Below are 21419 nucleotides of genomic sequence, written 5' to 3' on the forward strand. Positions count from 1 at the left end.
CCTATGTATTTATTTATTTGCTTTAATTTCTTCTAGTGGTTTTGCGTTCCCATAATTAGGTTTTGGAAGTTTAGTAGGTTCTGCCCATTTAACTGCATTACGGATCACTAGTTGAATATCTTTTTGGTGATAGGTTGGATACGTTTCATGTCCTGGACGAAAATAAAAGATTTTTCCTTTTCCTCTTTGATATGTACAACCACTTCGAAATACCTCGCCACCTTCAAACCAACTCACCATTAAGAGCTGGTCAGGTGCTGGAATATCAAAATGTTCCCCATACATTTCTTCTTTTTCAAGCTCTATATATTCACCAAGCCCTTCTGTAATCGGATGACTTGGGTCAACTATCCAAATTCTTTCTTTTTCATCTGCTTCTCGCCATTTTAAATCACAGGATGTTCCCATCAATGCTTTAAAAACTTTCGAAAAGTGACCTGAATGAAGAACAATTAGCCCCATTCCGTCAAGAACCCGTTGCTTGACCTTTTCAACGATTGCATCACTTACTTCATGATGGGCAAGATGTCCCCACCATATTAAAACATCTGTCTGAGCGAGAACATCATCTGTTAAGCCGTGCTCTGGCTCATCAAGCGTTGCTGTTCTCACCTGGAATTGCTCCTCTCTCAAATAGCTTGCAATCGCTCCATGAATGCCCTCTGGGTATATCTCTCGTACAATCGGATTCTTCTGCTCATGGCGATTTTCATTCCAAACCGTTACTTGTAACATTGTTTTATTCCTCCAATTTAATCATTTTACTTTTATTTTCATATTTCGGTATTCATTCGGTCTTATCCCAATTAACTTCTTAAATAGCTTGCTAAAATATTTCTCATCCCGATATCCCACGTGATTAGCAATTTCATAGATTTTTAGATGTGAGTTCTCTAATAATTCCTTTGCTTTTTCCATGCGAATTTTAATCACATAGTCCGTAATTGTATCATTAAATTCTTGTTTAAATTTCCTTGAAATGTACTCCCTACTAAAGAAAAATCGGTCAGCAATTTCTTGCAAATTGATTTCATTTTGATAATTTTGTCTTATAAATTCTTCAATCAAATGAATTCCTTTTTTCTCTTTTTGAATTGTAGTGGACGTGTCTATAGCCTTTTGATGGTGGGCTTGCTCCTTCCATTCGTTAACAGCTCTTTCTAATGTTTCATTAAGAAGATCTGGCTCGATTGGCTTTAATAAATAATCAAAGCTTTTATAATAAATGGCATTTCTCATGTATTCAAAATCATCATAACCGCTTACTACAATTGTCTTACTCAAAATCTTGGATGTGTGTATCCATTTCAACAGGCTAATTCCATCTTTTTTTGGCATTCTCATATCAGTAAATATGATTTCTGGCTGATGCTCCTTAATGATCCTAGTGGCTTCTTCCCCATCTTTTGCTTCTAAAACTGTATGAATCCCAAACTTTTTCCACTCAGCTAGCAGAAGTAGTCCTTCTCGTACATGCTTTTCATCATCAACTATAATCGCTTTCATAATCGGCACCTTTCAAATCAGTTGGAAGTTTCATGGTAACTAAAAAACCACCTTCCTCATTATTTTGAAGTTGTAAAGTTGCTTGGTCATGATAATAAAGTTTTAATCTGGCATATACATTTTTAAGACCGATATTAGACCCATTCCCCAAATTCTTTTCACTATGAAAATACGAATAAATTTCTTGGAGTCTTTCTTGCGTTACACCCTTCCCATTGTCCTTTATAGAGATAATTAGTTCATTTTGCTCGACGATAGTAGTGATTGTAATGCGACCAGTGTCTGTCCGATCATCAAATCCATGCTTGAAATAGTTCTCAATGATAGGCTGCAGAATCATCTTGGGCACCTTCACAAATTGAGCATTTTCATCAACATCAATGATAAATTCTAATTGCTCACCGAATCTTTCTTTTTGTAAAAGAAGAAACGCTTTTATATAATTTATTTCTTTAATGAATGGAATGATGTCTTCCTCCATATTCATTCCGTACCTCATAATCTTGGAAAGCTGAGTGATTAATGAATAAATTTGTGGTACATTGTTTTTTAGCGCAAGTGTACCTATGGACTGAAGTGCATTATATAAAAAATGCGGATTTATTTGTGATTGTAAAACGCGTAATTGATTCGTTTTATTTTCTAACTGAAGCTTATATTCCTTATTAATAAGATGATCAATTTTTTCTATCATCTGCTTGAAGCGATTTCCTAATACCCCAATTTCATCCTCGCCTAGTGATTGTAAATTCACATCCATGTTACCTTCTTCTACTTGACGGATATTGTGTAAAAGAATTCGAATGGGTGACGTTATTTTAAAGGAAACAAATAAAGTTGCTAACACAACTAAAATTAATCCAACGACACCAAATAAGATGTTAATCAACGCTACACGATTCACGCTTTCATAAAGAGTTGTATAGGGAATTCTCTTCACTAGCATCCAGTTCCCTGAAATCTCTGGGAGCTTATTATAGACCATGACACCTTGGAAGGAATCATCGCTCCACTCTATGGTTCCCTGTTCTTCATTTGTATGGACTAATTTGTCAATCCATGCTTTGTGAAGTTCCTTTTCTTCTTGTTTGGATTGATAGATAAAATCCCCTTCTGCTGAAACAATATAAAATTCCTCATTTTCTTCGTTATATAGATTTTCACTTAAATTAAAGATTTTATCTGGTGTAATTTCCAATGTAACAAATGCAAGAACTTCTTTAGACGGTGAATTGATAAAAGCTCGATGTATGGATAATACGGTTTTCGGCCGTTTTACATTTACGATATTATCTAAATTTTTCTGGATATGAATTGGCTCAATATACATATAACCCGCACTATTTTTAGCCTTTTTGAAAGCTTCTTCGTTTACATTTTCTATTTTATTTGCAAAGACGACCGCTGATTTCTTTGATATTGAGACAATTTTGTCATCGTTTGAAAAAGTAATATATACCCTCTCAATATTCTCTTCAGCATTTAAAATTGTTTGCAAAACATTCTTCACATTTTCAACTATCGGATAATGATTTTCCTTATAAGGAAATTTTAAGAAACTCACAAAATCGGGATTATTATAAAGGGAGAGTGATAAACCATTGAGCTCGCGAATATAGCCTGAGAGATTTTCCTTCCCTTGATATAGGAGACTTTTATTTTCTTGAACGACTTGATCCTTCAACGATTCTTTAATATGAAAATAGGTAATTGCAATGGATGTTCCAAACGGTATGATTGTTGTAAGTAGCAATAGTACAATCAGTCTATTTCTAATGCTCTTTTTAAACAAAGGGTATCTCCCTCCTAAATATATACAGTATTAGTATAAAATAGAAAGCACGCCTAGTATAGACATGCTTTCTACAAAGAAGGGAGTAATCACTGAAAACTACCTATCAATTAACGATTACTTCAGGTTATCCCATGTCTCTTGGAAACGAGCTAATAATTCATCATAATCAATTTTGCCTGCTGCATATTCTTGGATAGCTGCTGCTTTTTCCATATTTGCACCATCTGGCCATCTAAACCAAGTCCACGGAATGGTATTTTCATCCTTAGAATATTCTAGAATCGAACGACCTAAATCACCTAATCCAGTCGGTTCAATGTTATCAAATGCAGGGATAAACGCGAATTCTTCAGTGATATAACGTTTGCCGGTTTCAGAAGACACCATCCAATTTAAGAAATCCTTTGCTTCTTGTAAATGCTTTGAATTCTTATTAACAACCCAGTTATTTGGAACCCCAACTGGTAATCGGTTTGCTGACGCCTCATCATCCGTCATTGCAATTGGTAGGAAGCCCATGTTAATTTCAGGATTAATTTCATAGATCATGTTTTCAGTCCAGTTCCCTTGTTGTAGCATTGCCGTTTCGCCAGATGCAAATAACGTAACCTGGGTATTATAGTCAGTCGTGAGTGGATTGTCATTTGCATATTCTAACTCTAAATCTAGTACATTCTTAAAATCCTCAAAATGCTTATTACCCACAATTTTTTCTGTTCCAGCATAAAGTCCTTCGATAAATTTAACAGGGTCATCTTGTTGAGCAAATGGAATATTAAGTAAATGTTGACCAATTACCCACCATTCTCCATAGCCAGCCGCGAAAGGAGTAATGCCTGCAGCTTCTAGTATTTCTGCTGCTTCTTTTAATTCTGAGAACGTTTTTGGAGCCTCTGTAATACCAGCTTTTTCAAATAAATCCTTGTTATATACAAAGCCATATCCTTCTAAGTTAACAGGCATACCATAAAGCTTCCCATCTGTGTCAGTCATTGGAACTTTACCAATTGGTAACACATTGTCTACCCATGGTTCATCGGAAAGGTCTGCTAGACGCTCTTTCCAAAGCTCTAACTCTTTAAATCCACCATTATTAAAAATATCTGGCTCATCCCCTGAAGCAAATTTCGCTTTTAACGCAGCACCATAATCAGCACCACCGCCAACTGACTCAAGCTTAATCTTAATGTTTGGATGTTCTTTTTCATACTCATCAATCATTGCTTGTAGTTGATCGGCAATCTCAACTTTGAACTGCATGATATTTAGAGTAACAGTCTCTCCATCTGCTCCTCCTTCTCCCTTGCTAGTATCCTTACCACCTGTCTCTTCCTTATCGGAACAAGCACCAAGGATGATTAAAAACAAAGCCATTGTGAACATAAGCAATTTGCGTTTCATTACATCATTTCCCCCTTTGTAAAGTTTAATTATTTATTATACAAAAACGTATAACCTTAGTTAATGGCTGGTTGTGTTTCTGTTCAGAAAAAGACTTTCCGCTTAATTCAACATAGTTTGCTAGTTTCAAAAGCAAAATCTTTTTAAAAAGGTATTTTTCTAAAAGATTGTTGATTTTGATATGAAATTACAAATCTAGTTGATTGGAGCGTAAGCTGGCGTTCCTTGAAACTACCAGCATTTTCTGTGTACGTGGGATTACTCAAGAAAGCCTCACAATGTTCTGCTTAGTAAAAGCAAGACCCTTAAGACACGCCAGTAGCGACGAGGAGGTCAAACCACGCCCGCGCAAAAGCGTCCACCTAAAAACACAAATCAACGATATGAAAAACAACAAAGTATGCTAAAACACCCTTTTAAAAAGAACCTATTTAATCGATCCTGAAGCAATCCCCTTAATAATATGCCTTTGTAAAAATAAGAAGAATATAATAATGGGTGTGATACCAAGAACGAGTGCTGCTAATCCCATATCCCATTGTTTTGTATACTGAGCGAAGAAAGAACTTGTCGCTAATGGAATAGTCCTTAACTCTGCATCTGTTAAAACAAGAAGTGGAAGTAAGTAATCATTCCAAATCCATAATGTATTTAAAATAACCACGGTCACAGTAATTGGCTTTAATAGTGGAAAAACGATTCTCCAAAAGACGCCAAACTGTGAACAACCATCTATTGTCGCTGATTCCTCGATTTCAACTGGCACTGTCTTCACAAAACCGTGAAAAAGAAATAAAGACAATGGTACGCCAAAGCCAAAATACATGATTACAATACCTGGAATACTATTCACGATGCCTAATGCTCCACCAAGTTTCATTAACGGAATCATAACAGACTGGAAGGGAATAACCATCGCAGCAACAAAAAAGATAAACAAGAAGTTACTAAGCTTTCCTCTTGTTCTGACCAGCTTCCATGCTGCCATGGAACTAATCACTACAATTCCAATATTACTTGCAACTGTAATAATCAATGAATTCCAAAATGCTTTTGGAAAGTTAATAATGTCCCATACCTTAACAAAATTCGTAAAAAGTATTTCCTTTGGCCAGGCAGCAGCATCAATTAATATCTCAGAAAAGGCCTTCACAGAATTTATAATCACAAAGTAAAAAGGGATGAGAAAAATGAGACCCAACACAATCCCGAATATCTCTAAAAGAAAGGTCTTTTTTGTGTATTTTTGGTTCACTATGCCTCAACCTCCTTTTTCTTCGTCATCACAACTTGAACAGTCGTAAAGATTGCCACAATTACAAAGAACAAGACTGCTTTAGCAGTACCTAGACCAAAATTGTTATACTGGAAGGCTTCCCGATAAATATTTATCGCAACAGACTCTGTCGAGTTAAACGGCCCCCCATTTGTCAAAGATATATTAATGTCGAAAATTTTAAATGCCATTGAGATTGTCAAAAAGAAACAAATCGTAAACGCTGGGAGAATTAACGGCATAATGATTTTCGTTAATACATGCCAATTCGAAGCACCGTCAATTCTAGCAGCCTCAATATAGGATTGTTCCACTCCCTGCAATGCTGCGATATAAATCACCATCATATAACCAGCCGTTTGCCATGCAAATACGATGACAATTCCCCAAAAGGCAGTTACTTCGTCACCTAGCCATGCAAGCTTAAAAATACCAATATCGGTGTATTTTCCTACTGATGCAAACCCCTTCACAAAGATGAACTGCCAAATAAACCCAAGTAATAGTCCACCAATCACATTTGGCATGAAAAATACGGTACGTAAAATATTTCTCGTCTTTAATGCACTATTAAGCAATAAAGCTAATCCGAATCCTATTAAATTACTTATAATAACAGCTGTAAACATAAACCTTGTTGTGAACCAGAAAGAATCAAAAAACTTTGCATCGTTTGTAAAAATCTTTTTATAATTCTCTAATCCTACCCATTCCACCGCTGAACTAATCCCATTCCAGGATGTAAAAGAATAATAGATCCCCATTAAGAACGGGATAATTTGAATCATTACAAAAAACAAAAGTGCAGGTCCAACAAAAGCTACATATGTCAAAATGCTTTTCCACTTTACTTCTCGTTTCGGTTTTATACCTGTTTTTCGGTTCATCTGTGCCTCACTGACTGTCTTAGCCTCCACTAATGCCACCCCCTATTTAATTGTAATCGCTTTCTTTTATTATAAACGCTTAATAATCAGAACACAGGAAACTAAATTGACTGAAAGGGGGGGCAATATTGACCTAAATGTAACTTTAGGACTATTCATTTAACGGATGTTCATGTAAAAAAGCACATTTCTATATGTAGAAATGTGCTTACGAGTCTCTGAATATTGACTAAATGACCTAACTTTTTCTTATTTAATTTAGTCTATTCCTCATCGCTTCCCCTATATCGCTTATATGGTAAAGGATTCCATGTGCGATATTCGAGGTCCGCTTTGCGAAGTGCTGCAGGAATATCCTCCAAGATTTTCTGTGCTACCTCTAATTCAACCTCAGCTTCTGACTTATCCTGATACAAAAATTCATCAGAGGCTTTTTCTAATGCTCGATCTACTTTTTCTTTTAAGTCTTCCACTACCATTTCTTGCTGACGCTGAATCGATTCACGAGCTTCTGCTACCCATTCTGGCTGTACAGAACGAAGGTGGTCCGTTACATAACTGAACTCTTGGAACACCTCTTTATATACACGATCTGCATTATCACGAACATCCTTTATAGCTGCCTCTAAATCGTCTATCGTTAACTCACTTACTTCTAATGGACGTTTGCGCTTTGAACCACCGATTCCTTTTGAATGGAGGTAATAAGGAAAGATAGACTTGATTGTTTTTCCTACTGGTGCAATCGCCATCCCATCCTCATCTACACCTTTAGGTTGCACACCTTGCATGGCAATTCTGGCAGATTCTGGTCTTACAATTTCTTTTGGTGGTAGAACACCATATCGTAACAACTCACGAATACCTGTCCCAGAAATATTGATTCGATAACGATCATCATGTGGACATGTTTGTTCCGTTGCAGGACTATCACAGCGTGTGCAGTAGAACACCTCATGGAATAATCGAATATCGATGCCTAATTCTTCTGTTGAGAATTGATCGAAAATGGAATGACTAGCATATTTGTCATAATAATCTCCCACACCTGCGTGGTCGCGCCCTATTAATGCATGAGTACAACCGTAATTCTTCATAATAAGAGCATGAAGAACCGCTTCACGAGGTCCTGCAAAAATATAAGTCACACGAAGTGGCGAAAGAATGGTTCTTTCCTTTGGATAATATGTATCAAGCACTGCTTGATAGGATAACATACGGAATTCATGTCTTGTATATTCACGCTTTGCCATTTCAACTAATGGCTGAACAAATAATCCATCCATCTCCTCAAGTGCATTTCGATGAATATATTCATGACCACGATGTAGCGGATTTGCACCTGTAATAAAACCAGCTACTGACTTAAACTTCTTCTCTTCATAGAATAGTTTCCAAGTGTCTTTCGGTTCAATCCGTATTTTTTCAAAAGGTCCCCAATGGACACGACGAAGCAACTGAATTGGCCCCCCAAGTGCCGTATCCCCCATCCTACGGTAAATTGAATCCACACCTGGGTGATCGCGGTCAGTAGTACCAAATAATTGCTGTGCACGGAAATCCCGATCATAGTCGAAAATATCCTCCAATAATAAGATAGCTACTGGCTCTTTCGATTCATCAACTAATGCCACTTCATCCCCTACTGATAAAGACTTAATTACCTGCTTATTTCTGTCACCAATAGGTGCGAAGCTTAGGGGTACAGGCCAAACTAGTCCATTTGCTAATCGTCCATCTATTAATACTGATTTATAGTCCTTTTCATTCATAAATCCTTCATTTGGAGATAGTACACCTGTAGCAATCATTTCAAGCGTAATAACAGCCTCTAGATCAACCATAATAAATGGCAGTTGCTTTGCTCGCTCCATCGCTTGATCTCGTTCTTCTCCAGTTAAAACACGATTAACTAATTTTCCCCCATGTGGCTGTTGAGGATATTTTGTCACTTTTTCTTGTACGCTTACTTCATTATTCATTGTCAAATCAACCTCATCCCCCTAAATTTGATCCTATTCAAATTCTATAAATCTTCTTTTTACTTCATCCCCTACTCTTACAAATAGGGGATGACACTTCAATAAAGTTAAATATACTCTTTGTCTATAATACGATTCTATTTAACTCTCTATTCCGCTTTTTTAAAACCTGTATGTGCTCGCACAGAAACTTCAGCATAGCGTTTGTAATCATTTTCTTTAGAGAAAATTGTTCCTAGATAGCCACCAAGAAAACCTAGTGGCACACTCACAAGTGCAGGATTATCGATTGGGAAAATTGGATTCCCTACAAAAAGAGCAGCACCTTCAACAGGCGAAAATACACTAGGACTAATCGATACTAAAACTAATGCTGAGACTAATCCTGACATAAGTGCCCAAATGGCACCTGACGTATTAAAGCGCTTCCAATATACTGTGTACAGAATAACTGGTAAGTTTGCACTTGCAGCAATACAAAATGCTAAAGAAACCAGAAAAGCTACGTTTAAGTATTGAGCACCTAATGACAACAGGATTGATACAACAGATACTCCTAACGCTGCATACCGTGCTGCTAGCATTTGCTGTTTCTCTGTTATGTTTCCTTTTTTAATAATTTGTCCGTAAATATCATGTGCAAATGCAGATGCTCCTGATAACACAAGCCCCGCTACAACAGCTAAAATAGTTGCAAATGCAACAGCAGAAATGAAAGCAAATAATATATTTCCACCAATTGCCTGTGCCAGTAATGGTGCAGCCATGTTTCCACCAGGATTTGCTGCAAGTATTTCACTTTCTCCAACATAAATCGCTGCTCCAAAACCTAGGAATAAAGTCAAGATATAAAAGATCCCAATCGTCCAAGTAGCAGTAATAACTGAGCTTCTAGCAGTCTTTGCATCCTTTACTGTGAAGAATCGCATTAGAATATGCGGAAGACCCGCTGTACCGAGAACTAGTGCTAACATTAATGAAAGTGTACCTAGAGGATTTGTATATTTTATACCTGGATTTAGATAATCTGCTCCATGACTTGTAGCTGTTTTTACCTCAGTAAACATAGCCCCTATGTTAAAGTTAAATTTCATGAGTACCAAAAAGGAGATTATAACCATTCCTGCCATCAGAAGTACAGCCTTCGTAATCTGTACCCAACTTGTTGCAATCATTCCTCCAAATAAAACATAAATCGTCATCATAACCCCAACGATTAAAACAGCAATCCAGTATGGGATTCCAAATAAAAGCTGAATAAGCGCACCAGCACCAACTAGTTGTGCAATCATATAGAAAAGAACAATCGTAATCGTACTAAGTGCAGCAGCACCTCTCACCTTTTTTGCATCAAAGCGAGAATTAATCATATCTGCTAAAGTATATTTACCAAGGTTCCGCAATGGCTCCGCCACTAAGAACAATACCACCAAATAAGCAATCAAAAATCCGATACTGTAAAAAAACCCATCAAAACCTTGTAAAGCAATCATTCCTGCGATACCAAGGAAAGATGCAGCAGATAAATAATCCCCAGCTATAGCTAATCCATTCTGCCATCCTGTCAATCCCCCACCAGCAGTGTAAAAGTCACCAGTTGATTTCGTTTGTTTTGCTGCAATATAGGTGATGACTAACGTAAGTATAACAATTGCAAGAAATAGAACTATTACGATCGGATCCATCTACATTCCCCCTTATTTTAATTGTTCCTGAACGATTTTATCTGCTTCCTTGTCAAATGTAGCTGCTTTTTTGACATAGATAGAACTTAACACCCAGACCATGATAAACTGTGATATGGCAAATATCCAAGTCCAAGATATATCTCCAAATGCTGGAGTGTTTAAGAACGATGTATAAGAGGTGAATATAGGTAATAAAAAGTAAAAAATCATGAAAAAGATTGTCATCGGTAATATAAATTTGTTCTTTCTGCTCAAAAACAGTTTAAATTGTGGACTACTTTCAACTTTTACATAATCAATACTTATCTCCTTATTTGTAATTAATTCTTTTTGAGCCAAAAATACCAACCCCTCTCCTCTAATGTACGATAATTATATAAATTTTGAATATTATATAATTAATAAAAGGATGAACGGTTGAAAAAATATGGTGAATGGTTATTTTTGGCTGACGAATGGTTCTTGCATATAGTCTACTAATCTTATGTTTTAAAAATCTCAAAAATAGTTTTACTCGCAGAACGACTCACAGGAATTTTTGTTTGTTTTTTATCTTTTAGAGTCAAATTGCTTGTTCCATTAAACCATGGGGTTATTTCTAGCACATGGTCTAAATTTACTAAATAACTGCGATGTGCACGGAAAAACGAATGCCCCATTAATTGGTCCTCTAATTCTTGTAACGTCATCCGACTCATAATAACTTTATCCTCTGTATGTATCTCTAAAAATGGTTTATTTGGTACAGCATAGTAAATGGATTCTGGAGAGACAACCACCATCCTTTCTCCATCATCTATTAATAACTTTGATGTGGTAGCTTGTACTTTTTTTTCGATTGGATTACTACTATTACTTCGATTTTCTAAGCTTTTGCGAACACGACTCATCGTTCTTCGAAACCTAGTCTCGTCATAAGGTTTTAGTAGATAGTCAACAGCCTCCACTTCAAACGCATCCATTGCATATTCATCATATGCAGTGGTGAACACAAACAATGGCATTTTCTCGAGCTCCTGTTTCATAATGTATCGTGCTGCCTCAATACCTGTAAGCCCAGGCATTTCTACGTCAAGAAAGATGACATCTGGCTTATGTTGGGAATATAATTCAATTAGTTGTTCACCCGTCTCCGCATGTGAAGTAAGAATTATTCCTTTTTCATTCTTCAATAAATAAAGCAGTTCTTTTCTTGCCATAAATTCATCTTCTGCAATCATTACACGAATTTTCATCCCATCACCCTCTTTTCTTCATAATGATTTGGTATTGGAATTGAAAACTTTACTTCACTTCCTCCTTTGGACAAGTTTCGAATGTGCAAACGTGCTGATTCTCCTAGCAACTGAACTAATCGTTGGTTCACATTAAAAATCCCTATCCCTCCATTATTATGACTAGCTATTGGCTGTCGACTTACAATTGGCAAAATTTCATCTGGAAACCCCTTGCCATTGTCTCGAACTAAGACAGAGAGTCTCCTATTCTGTCTTTCTATAATAATCTCAATCTTTGCATCATCGATTACGTTCCTTAAACCATGTTGAACCGAATTTTCAATTAGTGGTTGAATGGTCGATGGCGGGATATAAATATCAGTTAGATCCGCTGGCTTTACAAAATATATTTGTAATCTGCCCCTAAATCTTTCTTGGATTATCGAAGCATAGTTTTCCACATGTTCACACTCTTTTTCTAGTTCAACAAGTGATTTTGATACCAATCGTAGATTAAACCTCATGAAACTTGCTAGTTTTAATGTAATGAGCCGGGCTTTTTCTGGATTTTCTCGAAACAAGCCAGCAATCAATTGAAGTGTATTAAATAGAAAATGTGGATTGATTTGTGCTTGTAAATTTCTTAGCTCTGCATCCCGGATATGTGCTTTTAATTTCTCTGTTCCAAGCATGTACAATTGATCTGAAATAAATTGACCTAACCCCTGCGCCATCATCATTTCAACTGGAGAGATATGTTCTTTCTTACGAAAATAGAACGTTATTAGATACGTTACGTGCCCATCTTCTATAATAGGTATAAAAATAGCAGCCTCAAGCCCACATTTTTTATGAGTACACATTAAATCTGATTTCACATGGGACACCTTAATTTTTTTCAATTGAATGGCTTCTTGTGCTGGATGTGATGTAATCGAATCACCGAAATGGTGATGATCTTCTCCCAAACCTTTATGTGCTAAGACCTCTTTTTGATCGGTAATGGAAACAGCCGCTAACCTCAAGCGAGTATATAATAAATTTGCCAAGCCATTTGCTACATCAAACGGAGAATCCTTCTTTAAAAACGGTAGTGCTTCCTTCGCAATTGTTAAAGCTTGTTTTGATGCTAATGCTGCCTCATTTTCTTGTTCTCGTAATACAATTCCTATCATTGCTGTAAAGATTGCAATCGCTGCACTGTTTGATAACACAAGCGGTAGACCAATTGTATTCACAACTGTGATCATATCGATTCGATCTGTGTAAATAATAAGTAATAATTGCATGTGCAATACTGGAGGAAATACTCCGATGAATAAGGCCTTAAGGGGCGAGATAACACGTTCATTTGAAAAAAAAGTTGCTGTTAATCCTGCCAATATACCAGTGACAGGATTCACTATTGCGTTCGCGACTGCCCCAACCCCACCAAGAAAAAGGAGATGGCCCCCCGTAATAACTCCTGCACCGAACCCTAAAATTGGTCCACCTAATAAACCAGCAATCACGATTGCTACAAGGCTCATGCTTACAATTAAATGATTTTCCTCCACTGGAAAAAGCACTAAATGATGACTGAAAACTCCGTCCTCATGTATGACAATTCCTGTCATCGTACTAGCGATTCCAAATAAGCCAAATACCCCCGCATGAACAATTGACATCCTTACACTGTAATTACGGTACAATAAAGACCTGAAGCCTGGTGTACGTGTCATCACAAATGCAATAATAAGTAGTAATCCCAAGCGTTCAAACAAAATAATTGTCAAACTCTCCATTAGTTTTCTCTCCTTGAGGAAATACCAGACTGTGCATTGAGATAAAACTCATTACATTCTGCTATGGTAGTGGAAGGCTTACTTGACAATATGGTACCTACATATGCTCCTAGAAAACCAATCGGGATCGTGATAATCCCAGGATTATACAGTGTAAATACGGACTCTGCCTTAATCCAGCCATCAACTGGATTCATTATGTATGGACCTAAAATAACACAAATTAAGGAAGCTATAAGTCCACTCAATATCCCTGTAACTACTCCCACTGTAGTAAAACGCTTCCAATAAATCATTAATAAAAGAACGGGGAAAATACTGGACGCAGCAACAATGAACGTCATCGAAACAAGAAATGTAACGTTAATTGTCTCCAAACGTAAGGCAAACAAGGTGGAAATCACCCCAATTCCTAATGCGGACCAACGTGCTGCCCTCAATTGTTCATTCTCAGTTGATTTTCCTTTCCTAATAATATGGTGAAAAATATCGTGAGAAAATGCAGTCGTAGCAGATATAACGAGCCCTGCAACAACTGCAATAATTGTTGTAAAGGCAATGGCAGATACAAATGCTAACAAGAAGTCGCCACCAACTTCTTTTGCAAGTAATGGGGCAGCTAAATTTCCAGTAGGGTCTAGCCCCATTAACGAATCATATCCCAATAATGCAACTGTCCCGAGTCCTAGGACGAGCGTCATCAGATAAAATATACCAATAATCCATGTTGAACTAATCAGAGACCTACGGACCTCAAACGTATTCCTGACTGTAAATAATCGTATTAATATATGAGGTAATCCTGCTGTCCCAAGCACTAAAGCGAGTTGAAGTGAAAGGAATTCCAACGGATTATCAAATAAATTACCAGGAAGGAAAAACTTCTCTGCCAATGGTGTGCCTGCTTTTACTTCTCCAATTAACTTCTCAATATTCCAACTAAAATGGGAAAACACGATAAGTGTGAGCAGAAAAGTACCTGACATAAGAAGAACGGTTTTTACAATCTGGACCCAAGAAGTCGCAATCATCCCTCCTACAACAACATAAACAGTCATTAATCCCCCTATGACGATCACTGAAACAGAATAATCGATATCTAGTAGTAAACGAAGTAGAAATCCTGAAGCAACAAGCTGAGGGATTATGTAAAGAATGGAGATTGTGACTGTACAAAATGCCATGATTAACCGCATTTTATCACTTGGAAACCGTGAACATATAACATCTCCGAGCGAATATTTCCCTAGGCGATGTATAGGCTCCGCAATTAATAATAAAACCACTACATATGAAACTAAGAAACCTATTGAATATAAAAAGCCATCATATCCACGGATTGCAACCATACCAACAATTCCGAGAAAAGATGCTGCACTAATAAAATCACCAGCAATAGCCATTCCATTTTGAAAACCCGTCAATGAACCAGAAGCAATATAAAATCGATTCGTTGTTTTACTACGCTTGGAAGCCCAATAGGTAATAATTAAAGTACAAACTATGATATAAATGAGAAATAAAAAATAAGTAGGATTCACAATGATTTCTCCTTATTGATATCATCCAGTTGTTTTTCTAATTTAGTAGCTGTTTTATGATAAAGCCCACATAAGAACCATGTCATCGGAATTTGTAAAAAGGCGTATAACCATGCCCAAGGTATACGATAAATAAAGCTTGGACGATTCATTACATCTGGAATGAAAATTAATGAAACTGGAAGTATAAAATAAAACAGTAATGCTACAGCCAATGTGGGCACCATCATCTGTTTTCTCTTTCGAATCAAATATAAAATCCGTTCTTCCATGCATCATCCTCCTGAAGATGAAGTCTGAAAAATCTGTAAAATACTCCAATTTAAATATTACATGAAGATCCAATACTTGTAAAGTTGAGGCACATGATATTAAACCCTATCACAGATACAGGAACACAAAGCGCATTTTACGTTTCTTCCTCTACGAATGCTATAATATTGTAGTATAAAAATATTATTTGAGACAGCATAGTAAAGGAGTTAAGTATGGATGAAAAAGTTTATTAATGCCACTATATATGGAGACCAAGAAGCACATGAAATCTTAGTAGAGAATGGGAAGTTTAAATCAATTGGGAATGATTTAGACAATGCTGAGGAAGTGATTGACCTAGAAGGTCGATTGGTATTGCCTCCGTATGTCGATCCTCATTTACACTTAGATTATATCTTTTCAGGACTAGGTGAAGGAAACGCAAATGTTTCAGGTACATTGTTTGAAGGTATCCAACGCTGGAGTGATAATAAAAAATCATTGACGGAAGATATGGTACGTGAACGTGCTATTAAAGGCATTCAAAAAGAAGTTAGTAAAGGTGTACAATTCATTCGTTCTCATGTAGATATTACGGATCCTAATTTAACAGGAATGAAAGCCTTACTAAAACTACGTGAAGAATTAAAAGACATTGTCACCTTACAGCTTGTTGCTTTTCCTCAAGAAGGATTTTTTCGATATAAAGGGGCAGAGCAATTAATGGAACAAGCACTTGAAATGGGAGCAGATGTAGCAGGAGGAATCCCTCATTTTGAAATTTCATACGAACATGGTGTTGAATCATTAAGACGTATTGTAGACATGGCAATGAAATTCAATGTAATGATTGATATTCACTGTGATGAAAATGATGATCCAAATAGTCGCTTTTTAGAAGTATTAAATGCACTTGTAATGGAAAAAGACTATGGTGAATACACCACTGCAAGTCATACTTGTAGCTTTGGTTCAGTGGAAAACAGTTATGCCAATAAAATGTTAGGTTTATTTAGAGAATCAAAAATTAACTTTATTTCGTGCCCAACTGAAAATGCCCATTTACAAGGCCGTGGCGACACATATCCTAAACGTCGTGGTCTAACACGAGTAAAAGAACTTCTCCAAAATGGAAATAACGTAGCTTTTGCTCAAGATTCGATTGCAGACTACTGGTATCCTTTAGGTAACGGAAATATGATGAATATTCTAGATAATGGAATTCATCTAGCTCATTACACACACATAGATGAAATCAATAAAGCGTTTGACTTGATCACCTACAACGGAGCAAACATCATGAGAGTAAACGATGAATACGGGATCGAGGCTGGAAAACCAGCACACTTTATTGTATTAGATGCTAAAGATGCTTATGAAGCCATACGGGAACGTGCAGAGGTACTTGCATCTGTCCGCAATGGAGAATATCTCTTTAAACGTGAGCCTAGAAAAAATGAAATGGAAGTAGACTTCTTAAAATAACTAGAAGAAACTCCTCCTCAACATTTAGTTTGAGGGGGAGTTTTTTATAACCTTAAAAATAAACGACATAAAATATGCCTAAGGACTCTCCACTAATTTTGCTAGTGTTTAAATGACTGTAGAAAAATTTTTAATTACTAGAAAAGGATGGATAACTATTCCTCTATTTCCACATTAATCTACAAACCTAGACAATACTATAGTATAATGAATTATTAGATTAATAGATTTACGAGGAGGTACAAAAGTTGGATAAAAAGAAAATTTATATGTCTGTGACTGCGACGGCATTTATTGCCTCTGCATTTTTGGGCGCAGAAGAAACAGAGGCATCAAGCTCGTACAAAGTCCAGCGTGGTGATTCACTATGGAAGATCGCGCTAAAGCATGATCTTACTGTTGCACAATTAAAGTCTTTAAATAACTTAACAAGCGATCTGATTTTCCCGAATCAAGTACTTAAAACAGATTTAAACTCCAACAACACTTCAACTAATAATAACAAACAGCCTACGAACGAAGAAAAGAAAGAAACAAGTACATCAAAGGCAACTACATATACTGTAAAATCTGGTGATACACTTAGCGGTATTGCTATGGCACATAAGATTTCATTAAATGATTTAATGAAATGGAATAATTTGAACTCTACTCTTATTTATCCAGGAAATGTGTTTGTTGTAAGCAATCCTTCAACAACTGAGAAACCTACTAACCCACCAAAAGAGAAAGTTGAGAAGCCAGAGGAAGAAAAAGTTCAATCGGCTACTGTTTATACAGTTAAGTCTGGAGACACCCTCTCAAGAATTGCAATAGAGTATAAAGTAACTGTTGCAAATCTTAAGAAATGGAATAACTTGAAATCAGACATGATTTATATTGGTCAGAAGCTAAATATTGGAACTGGCACTAAAGTAGAAACTCCTAAAGACAAAACACCATCTAATGACGTTAGCTATAATGTCGACCAATTAATTAAAGTCGCAAAAAGCCAATTAGGCACACGTTATGCTTGGGGCGGTTCTACTCCTAGTGGGTTTGACTGTAGTGGATTTATCTACTATGTATATAAGCAAGCAGGATTAGACATTAATCGCTATTCAAGCGAAGGCTATCACATGCGCTCACATTATGTAAATACACCTAGTGTTGGGGATTTAGTTTTCTTTGAAGGAACCTATAAATCTGGTATTTCTCATGTTGGAGTCTATATTGGTAACAATGAATTCATTCATGCATCAAATAGTGGCGTTGTCATTACTAATTTAAACAACTCTTATTGGAAAAAACACTTCGAAGGATTTAAAAGATTTTATTAATAGATTTTAATTTAGGAAGTTAATTTGCTAAGAATTGACTTCCTTTTTAGTGTCCTTTCAAATAAATAATAGAAGTAAGATTATAGAGTAAAAGGCCTCTTCCAAATCGAGAAGAGGCCTTGTGGACATACTTTTTATAATTTATTTAATATTTCTCTAATAAATGCAGGTTCGTCCTTAGGTGTACGAGAAGTAATAATATTTCCATCAACCACAACTTCTTGGTCTAAGAAATTGGAACCAGCGTTTTTCAAATCATCACGGATACCTATGTAAGAAGTTGCACTTACACCTTTTAGGATATCTGCACTAATCATAACTTGTGGTCCATGACATATACCCGCAATTACCTTACCTTGTTCATTTGCCTGTTTAACAAATGTAACAATGTCCTCATTAACTCGAAGTGCCTCAGGAGCCGAACCACCTGGAATAATAACAGCATCAAAATCGTCCGCCTTGACTTCACTTATAGATAAATCAGACGTATAAGAAACCGTACCTTTCTTCCCTTTAAGTTCAACTCCTTTTTCAATTCCTACAACAACGGTTTTATGCCCAGCTTCATTCAATGCTTCATAAGGATTCTTCATTTCCGAATCTTCATAGTTATCAGCTAGTAAAAAACATACAGTTGCCATTGGTATCCACTCCTTTGTAATTTGAATTCAGTTTTATCTTAATCGATTTATGGTTTGACTTCAAACAAAGTGCATAGACAACTCTTCTTCAATCGATTTTTTGAATAATATTAAAAAACCATAATATCCTTATAAAGGCGGCACAGTAAATCGCGATAAGGAGGGGCAAGTATGGATAAGGAGAAAATGGATCCTGAATCACAAAATAACGGTAAAACTTCTACTGGACTTACCGAAAATGTAGCAGGACTATTAAGTTACGTATTAGGGCCGATTACAGGAATCATCTTTCTTGTTATTGAAAAAGAAAACAGATTTGTTCGATTTCATGCACTACAATCGACATTTGTTTTTGTAGCAATATTTATACTTTCGACCGTACTTACGATATTACCTTTTATTGGATGGTTAGTTGGGATAATTATATCACCATTATCTTTTATACTATGGATCATTTTAATGTATCAAGCATACCAAGGTAAGTGGTATAAGATTCCTGCAATTGGTGATTTAGTCGAACAGCAACTTAATAAGAGTAATGAAGGGCAATGAAGCACTAAAAGACGGAACATCTGTAACACCTCCAAAATTCCTCACATTTCACCATACTCAAAATTAAAGGTTGTATTCGTAAAATTCGTTGTTATTGATATATTCGATTTCCGCTACAATCAATAAAAGTTGTTTTATCCATTAGCAATATTAACTAGAAAGGTTCTAAATCAAATGTTGGGGTTTTAGGCTACCGCGCTACGTTTGGTGGCCTCTATAAAAAATGATGGATGGTACCATTCATCATTTTTTATAGAGGAGAATCACACCAACTCGGTTAACCAATATGTACCCCAATTCTTTTATACTTGTGTGTTAATAAAATCTTCGCCCTAAAGCGTTCAAAAACTCTAAATCCATAAGCATTTCTCTTTAGAACTTTGGTTGAATTATTAATTTCCTCTAAAAACCCATTTGAATATTCATAGGCAAAGCTATTTAATACTTCAACTTGCCAATTTTGTATGGTCTTTATTGCTTTAATCATTTCAGGTATCTTTGAATCCTCAATTAACTTATATAGTTCTTCCAATTCCTTTTTAACCAAACTGATACTGTTTTTTCCGTTTTCTTTGGCACGTAAAAACCAAGAACGATATGCCTCTTTAATTTCATATGCTTGTTTGAGTTCATTCGACATCTCCAAGTAACGATTTAAATGCCATTTCTCATCCTTAGTTAAGCGTTGGCAGTCTTTATGAAAGACATGTTTCATACGTTTACACTTTTTACGGTCGTAGCCATGAAATTGGTTTTGTACTCGACGTCTTACTCCATCAAGCCCCCAATAGATGTAACGACAAAAATGAAATCTATCAGCTACAATAACAGGTTTACCCAATGCCTCTTGAACGGCTGCTTTAAAGGAATGATTCATATCCATTATGACTATTTGCACTCTAGATCCGTGCTTTCTTAAGTAGTCTTTTATCGTACGTTTATAACGATTTGGTAGAATATCAATCGGTTCTTTTGTTATCCCATTCGCAATGATTAACTGGTATTTCCCTTCGCGGGTATCACCCTTGTATTCATCAATAGCTATAACTGTAGGTAATTCTTCCACCGGATGAATTTCACTTCGTGAAATTTGATCGAATCGACGTATAATGGTTGAAGATGAACACCCGTAGATTTCAGCTGTTTCCTTAAATGTTTTTCCTTTAATCGCTTTAATTGATATAGCTTGATTCCATTCTATTGAGGTACGTTGATAACGCATGACAAAAGGATTTTTCTCTGAAAAACGTTTCCCACATTCACAGACATATCGTCTTCGCTTATAAAAGATTTGGGTTTTTCTTTCAAACCACTTTAAGTGTTGAATTTTTTGTATACGATAGTCATGAATTTTACTCGTCCTTTGATTACATTTAGGGCACCGATGTACTTTTCGCTCCATTTCAACGTACAGGCGGATAACTTCGCCCACTTCTTCAACATTGGTTAGGATAGACCCTTTTAATCCAGGAATAATCATGGTAAAATCCATATACACGCAACTCCATTCTTTAGACTTGTTTCTAGACAATTCAAGTATAAAAGAATGAGGAGTTTGCGTGTTTTTTTATGCACACAAAATTTTGTTTAAACCCCAACAAATATTATAGAGCCACTAGAAAAGAACAATAAAAAAGGAATGTGGAATCAGTTTATTTAACTGAAGCCACATTCCTTTTACTAATTTTAGCTCGATACCTGAGGCCGGACTTGAACCGGCACGCCATCGCTGGCAGTGGATTTTGAGTCCACCGTGTCTGCCATTCCACCACTCAGGCATACTTAGAAATAAAAAAGACATCAAACGATGCCGAGGACCGGAATCGAACCGGTACGGTAGTCACCTACCGCAGGATTTTAAGTCCTGTGCGTCTGCCAGTTCCGCCACCCCGGCAAATATATAAAAGCACTTTCATAGAATTTAAACAAATGGAGGCGGCAACCGGATTCGAACCGGTGGTAAAGGTTTTGCAGACCTCTGCCTTACCACTTGGCTATGCCGCCATTGGAGCGGAAGACGGGATTCGAACCCGCGACCCCCACCTTGGCAAGGTGGTGTTCTACCACTGAACTACTTCCGCAATTTGAAA

Annotated in this window: 18 protein-coding genes and 4 tRNA genes; 3 read left to right on the top strand and 19 right to left on the bottom strand. The window is 36.5% G+C overall.

The genetic code is table 11. The annotated features are described in order from the left end of the window. Positions 1 to 9 precede the first annotated feature (9 nt). From ACWPVE_RS04125 to ACWPVE_RS04185, 13 genes are all read right to left on the bottom strand, one after another. Complete coding sequence (locus ACWPVE_RS04125; protein WP_453990971.1) at positions 10 to 735, bottom strand: ThuA domain-containing protein; 726 nt, start codon at positions 733 to 735, stop codon at positions 10 to 12. Between the two features lie 21 nt (positions 736 to 756). Beyond that, positions 757 to 1506, bottom strand: coding sequence for a response regulator transcription factor (locus tag ACWPVE_RS04130; protein ID WP_453990973.1), 750 nt, complete (start codon positions 1504 to 1506; stop codon positions 757 to 759). Further along, entirely contained in the window at positions 1487 to 3298 is a 1812-nt protein-coding gene (locus ACWPVE_RS04135; RefSeq protein WP_453990975.1) for a sensor histidine kinase, read from the bottom strand. Before ACWPVE_RS04135 ends, ACWPVE_RS04130 begins: the two co-directional genes overlap by 20 nt. Before the next feature lie 117 nt (positions 3299 to 3415). Then, positions 3416 to 4702: an ABC transporter substrate-binding protein gene (locus tag ACWPVE_RS04140; protein WP_453990976.1), complete on the bottom strand. Its 1287-nt coding sequence runs from the start codon at positions 4700 to 4702 to the stop codon at positions 3416 to 3418. Between the two features lie 427 nt (positions 4703 to 5129). Beyond that, positions 5130 to 5957, bottom strand: a complete 828-nt coding sequence (locus tag ACWPVE_RS04145) for a carbohydrate ABC transporter permease (protein WP_453990978.1) — start codon at positions 5955 to 5957, stop codon at positions 5130 to 5132. Continuing rightward, positions 5957 to 6865, bottom strand: coding sequence for a carbohydrate ABC transporter permease (locus ACWPVE_RS04150; protein ID WP_453997348.1), 909 nt, complete (start codon positions 6863 to 6865; stop codon positions 5957 to 5959). The genes ACWPVE_RS04145 and ACWPVE_RS04150 overlap by 1 nt, the downstream gene beginning before the upstream one ends. A 263-nt stretch (positions 6866 to 7128) precedes the next feature. After that, positions 7129 to 8847, bottom strand: a complete 1719-nt coding sequence (locus ACWPVE_RS04155) for a sulfate adenylyltransferase (protein WP_453990980.1) — start codon at positions 8845 to 8847, stop codon at positions 7129 to 7131. A gap of 149 nt (positions 8848 to 8996) precedes the next feature. Next, positions 8997 to 10532: a solute symporter family protein gene (locus ACWPVE_RS04160; protein ID WP_453990982.1), complete on the bottom strand. Its 1536-nt coding sequence runs from the start codon at positions 10530 to 10532 to the stop codon at positions 8997 to 8999. Between the two features lie 12 nt (positions 10533 to 10544). Next, entirely contained in the window at positions 10545 to 10874 is a 330-nt protein-coding gene (locus tag ACWPVE_RS04165) for a DUF485 domain-containing protein (RefSeq protein WP_453990984.1), read from the bottom strand. Positions 10875 to 11017: 143 nt separating this feature from the next. Then, a complete protein-coding gene (locus ACWPVE_RS04170; protein WP_453990986.1) occupies positions 11018 to 11770 on the bottom strand; it encodes a LytR/AlgR family response regulator transcription factor in 753 nt (250 codons plus the stop codon). Then, the gene (locus ACWPVE_RS04175; protein WP_453990988.1) at positions 11767 to 13536 is read right to left on the bottom strand and encodes a LytS/YhcK type 5TM receptor domain-containing protein; all 1770 of its coding nucleotides are present in this window, start codon (positions 13534 to 13536) and stop codon (positions 11767 to 11769) included. The genes ACWPVE_RS04170 and ACWPVE_RS04175 overlap by 4 nt, the downstream gene beginning before the upstream one ends. After that, positions 13536 to 15077: a solute symporter family protein gene (locus ACWPVE_RS04180; RefSeq protein ID WP_453990990.1), complete on the bottom strand. Its 1542-nt coding sequence runs from the start codon at positions 15075 to 15077 to the stop codon at positions 13536 to 13538. Before ACWPVE_RS04180 ends, ACWPVE_RS04175 begins: the two co-directional genes overlap by 1 nt. After that, positions 15074 to 15349, bottom strand: a complete 276-nt coding sequence (locus ACWPVE_RS04185; RefSeq protein ID WP_453990992.1) for a DUF485 domain-containing protein — start codon at positions 15347 to 15349, stop codon at positions 15074 to 15076. Before ACWPVE_RS04185 ends, ACWPVE_RS04180 begins: the two co-directional genes overlap by 4 nt. Positions 15350 to 15569: 220 nt before the next feature. Here ACWPVE_RS04185 and ACWPVE_RS04190 point away from each other — a divergent pair, with 220 nt between their 5' ends. Continuing rightward, positions 15570 to 16817 (top strand): amidohydrolase family protein, encoded by a 1248-nt coding sequence (locus ACWPVE_RS04190; protein ID WP_453990994.1) that lies wholly within the window; start codon positions 15570 to 15572, stop codon positions 16815 to 16817. Between the two features lie 248 nt (positions 16818 to 17065). Further along, positions 17066 to 18136 (top strand): LysM peptidoglycan-binding domain-containing protein, encoded by a 1071-nt coding sequence (locus ACWPVE_RS04195; protein ID WP_453990996.1) that lies wholly within the window; start codon positions 17066 to 17068, stop codon positions 18134 to 18136. Positions 18137 to 18270: 134 nt separating this feature from the next. On the opposite strand, the gene ACWPVE_RS04200 is transcribed toward ACWPVE_RS04195, so the two are convergent. Further along, positions 18271 to 18777 (bottom strand): type 1 glutamine amidotransferase domain-containing protein, encoded by a 507-nt coding sequence (locus ACWPVE_RS04200; protein WP_453990998.1) that lies wholly within the window; start codon positions 18775 to 18777, stop codon positions 18271 to 18273. A gap of 171 nt (positions 18778 to 18948) precedes the next feature. Here ACWPVE_RS04200 and ACWPVE_RS04205 point away from each other — a divergent pair, with 171 nt between their 5' ends. Beyond that, positions 18949 to 19329 (top strand): DUF4870 domain-containing protein, encoded by a 381-nt coding sequence (locus ACWPVE_RS04205; protein ID WP_453991000.1) that lies wholly within the window; start codon positions 18949 to 18951, stop codon positions 19327 to 19329. A gap of 277 nt (positions 19330 to 19606) precedes the next feature. Here ACWPVE_RS04205 and ACWPVE_RS04210 read toward each other — a convergent pair whose 3' ends face one another. The 5 genes from ACWPVE_RS04210 to ACWPVE_RS04230 form a co-directional block, all read right to left on the bottom strand. After that, positions 19607 to 20827, bottom strand: coding sequence for an ISL3 family transposase (locus ACWPVE_RS04210; protein ID WP_453991002.1), 1221 nt, complete (start codon positions 20825 to 20827; stop codon positions 19607 to 19609). Between the two features lie 197 nt (positions 20828 to 21024). Beyond that, positions 21025 to 21107: transfer RNA gene (locus ACWPVE_RS04215), tRNA-Leu, on the bottom strand. Positions 21108 to 21137: 30 nt separating this feature from the next. Then, positions 21138 to 21223 (bottom strand) — tRNA-Leu (locus ACWPVE_RS04220). Positions 21224 to 21259: 36 nt separating this feature from the next. Next, positions 21260 to 21333 (bottom strand) — tRNA-Cys (locus ACWPVE_RS04225). 2 nt (positions 21334 to 21335) lie between these two features. Continuing rightward, positions 21336 to 21410 (bottom strand) — tRNA-Gly (locus ACWPVE_RS04230). Positions 21411 to 21419 lie beyond the last annotated feature (9 nt).

This window comes from Bacillus nitroreducens, from assembly GCF_964021195.1.

Coding starts and splice junctions, on each gene's coding strand:
- ACWPVE_RS04125 (WP_453990971.1), bottom strand. CDS start 735: ATGTTACAAGTAACGGTTTGGAATGAAAATCGCCATGAGCAGAAGAAT.
- ACWPVE_RS04130 (WP_453990973.1), bottom strand. CDS start 1,506: ATGAAAGCGATTATAGTTGATGATGAAAAGCATGTACGAGAAGGACTA.
- ACWPVE_RS04140 (WP_453990976.1), bottom strand. CDS start 4,702: ATGAAACGCAAATTGCTTATGTTCACAATGGCTTTGTTTTTAATCATC.
- ACWPVE_RS04150 (WP_453997348.1), bottom strand. CDS start 6,865: ATGAACCGAAAAACAGGTATAAAACCGAAACGAGAAGTAAAGTGGAAA.
- ACWPVE_RS04155 (WP_453990980.1), bottom strand. CDS start 8,847: ATGAATAATGAAGTAAGCGTACAAGAAAAAGTGACAAAATATCCTCAA.
- ACWPVE_RS04160 (WP_453990982.1), bottom strand. CDS start 10,532: ATGGATCCGATCGTAATAGTTCTATTTCTTGCAATTGTTATACTTACG.
- ACWPVE_RS04170 (WP_453990986.1), bottom strand. CDS start 11,770: ATGAAAATTCGTGTAATGATTGCAGAAGATGAATTTATGGCAAGAAAA.
- ACWPVE_RS04175 (WP_453990988.1), bottom strand. CDS start 13,536: ATGGAGAGTTTGACAATTATTTTGTTTGAACGCTTGGGATTACTACTT.
- ACWPVE_RS04185 (WP_453990992.1), bottom strand. CDS start 15,349: ATGGAAGAACGGATTTTATATTTGATTCGAAAGAGAAAACAGATGATG.
- ACWPVE_RS04190 (WP_453990994.1), top strand. CDS start 15,570: ATGAAAAAGTTTATTAATGCCACTATATATGGAGACCAAGAAGCACAT.
- ACWPVE_RS04200 (WP_453990998.1), bottom strand. CDS start 18,777: ATGGCAACTGTATGTTTTTTACTAGCTGATAACTATGAAGATTCGGAA.
- ACWPVE_RS04205 (WP_453991000.1), top strand. CDS start 18,949: ATGGATAAGGAGAAAATGGATCCTGAATCACAAAATAACGGTAAAACT.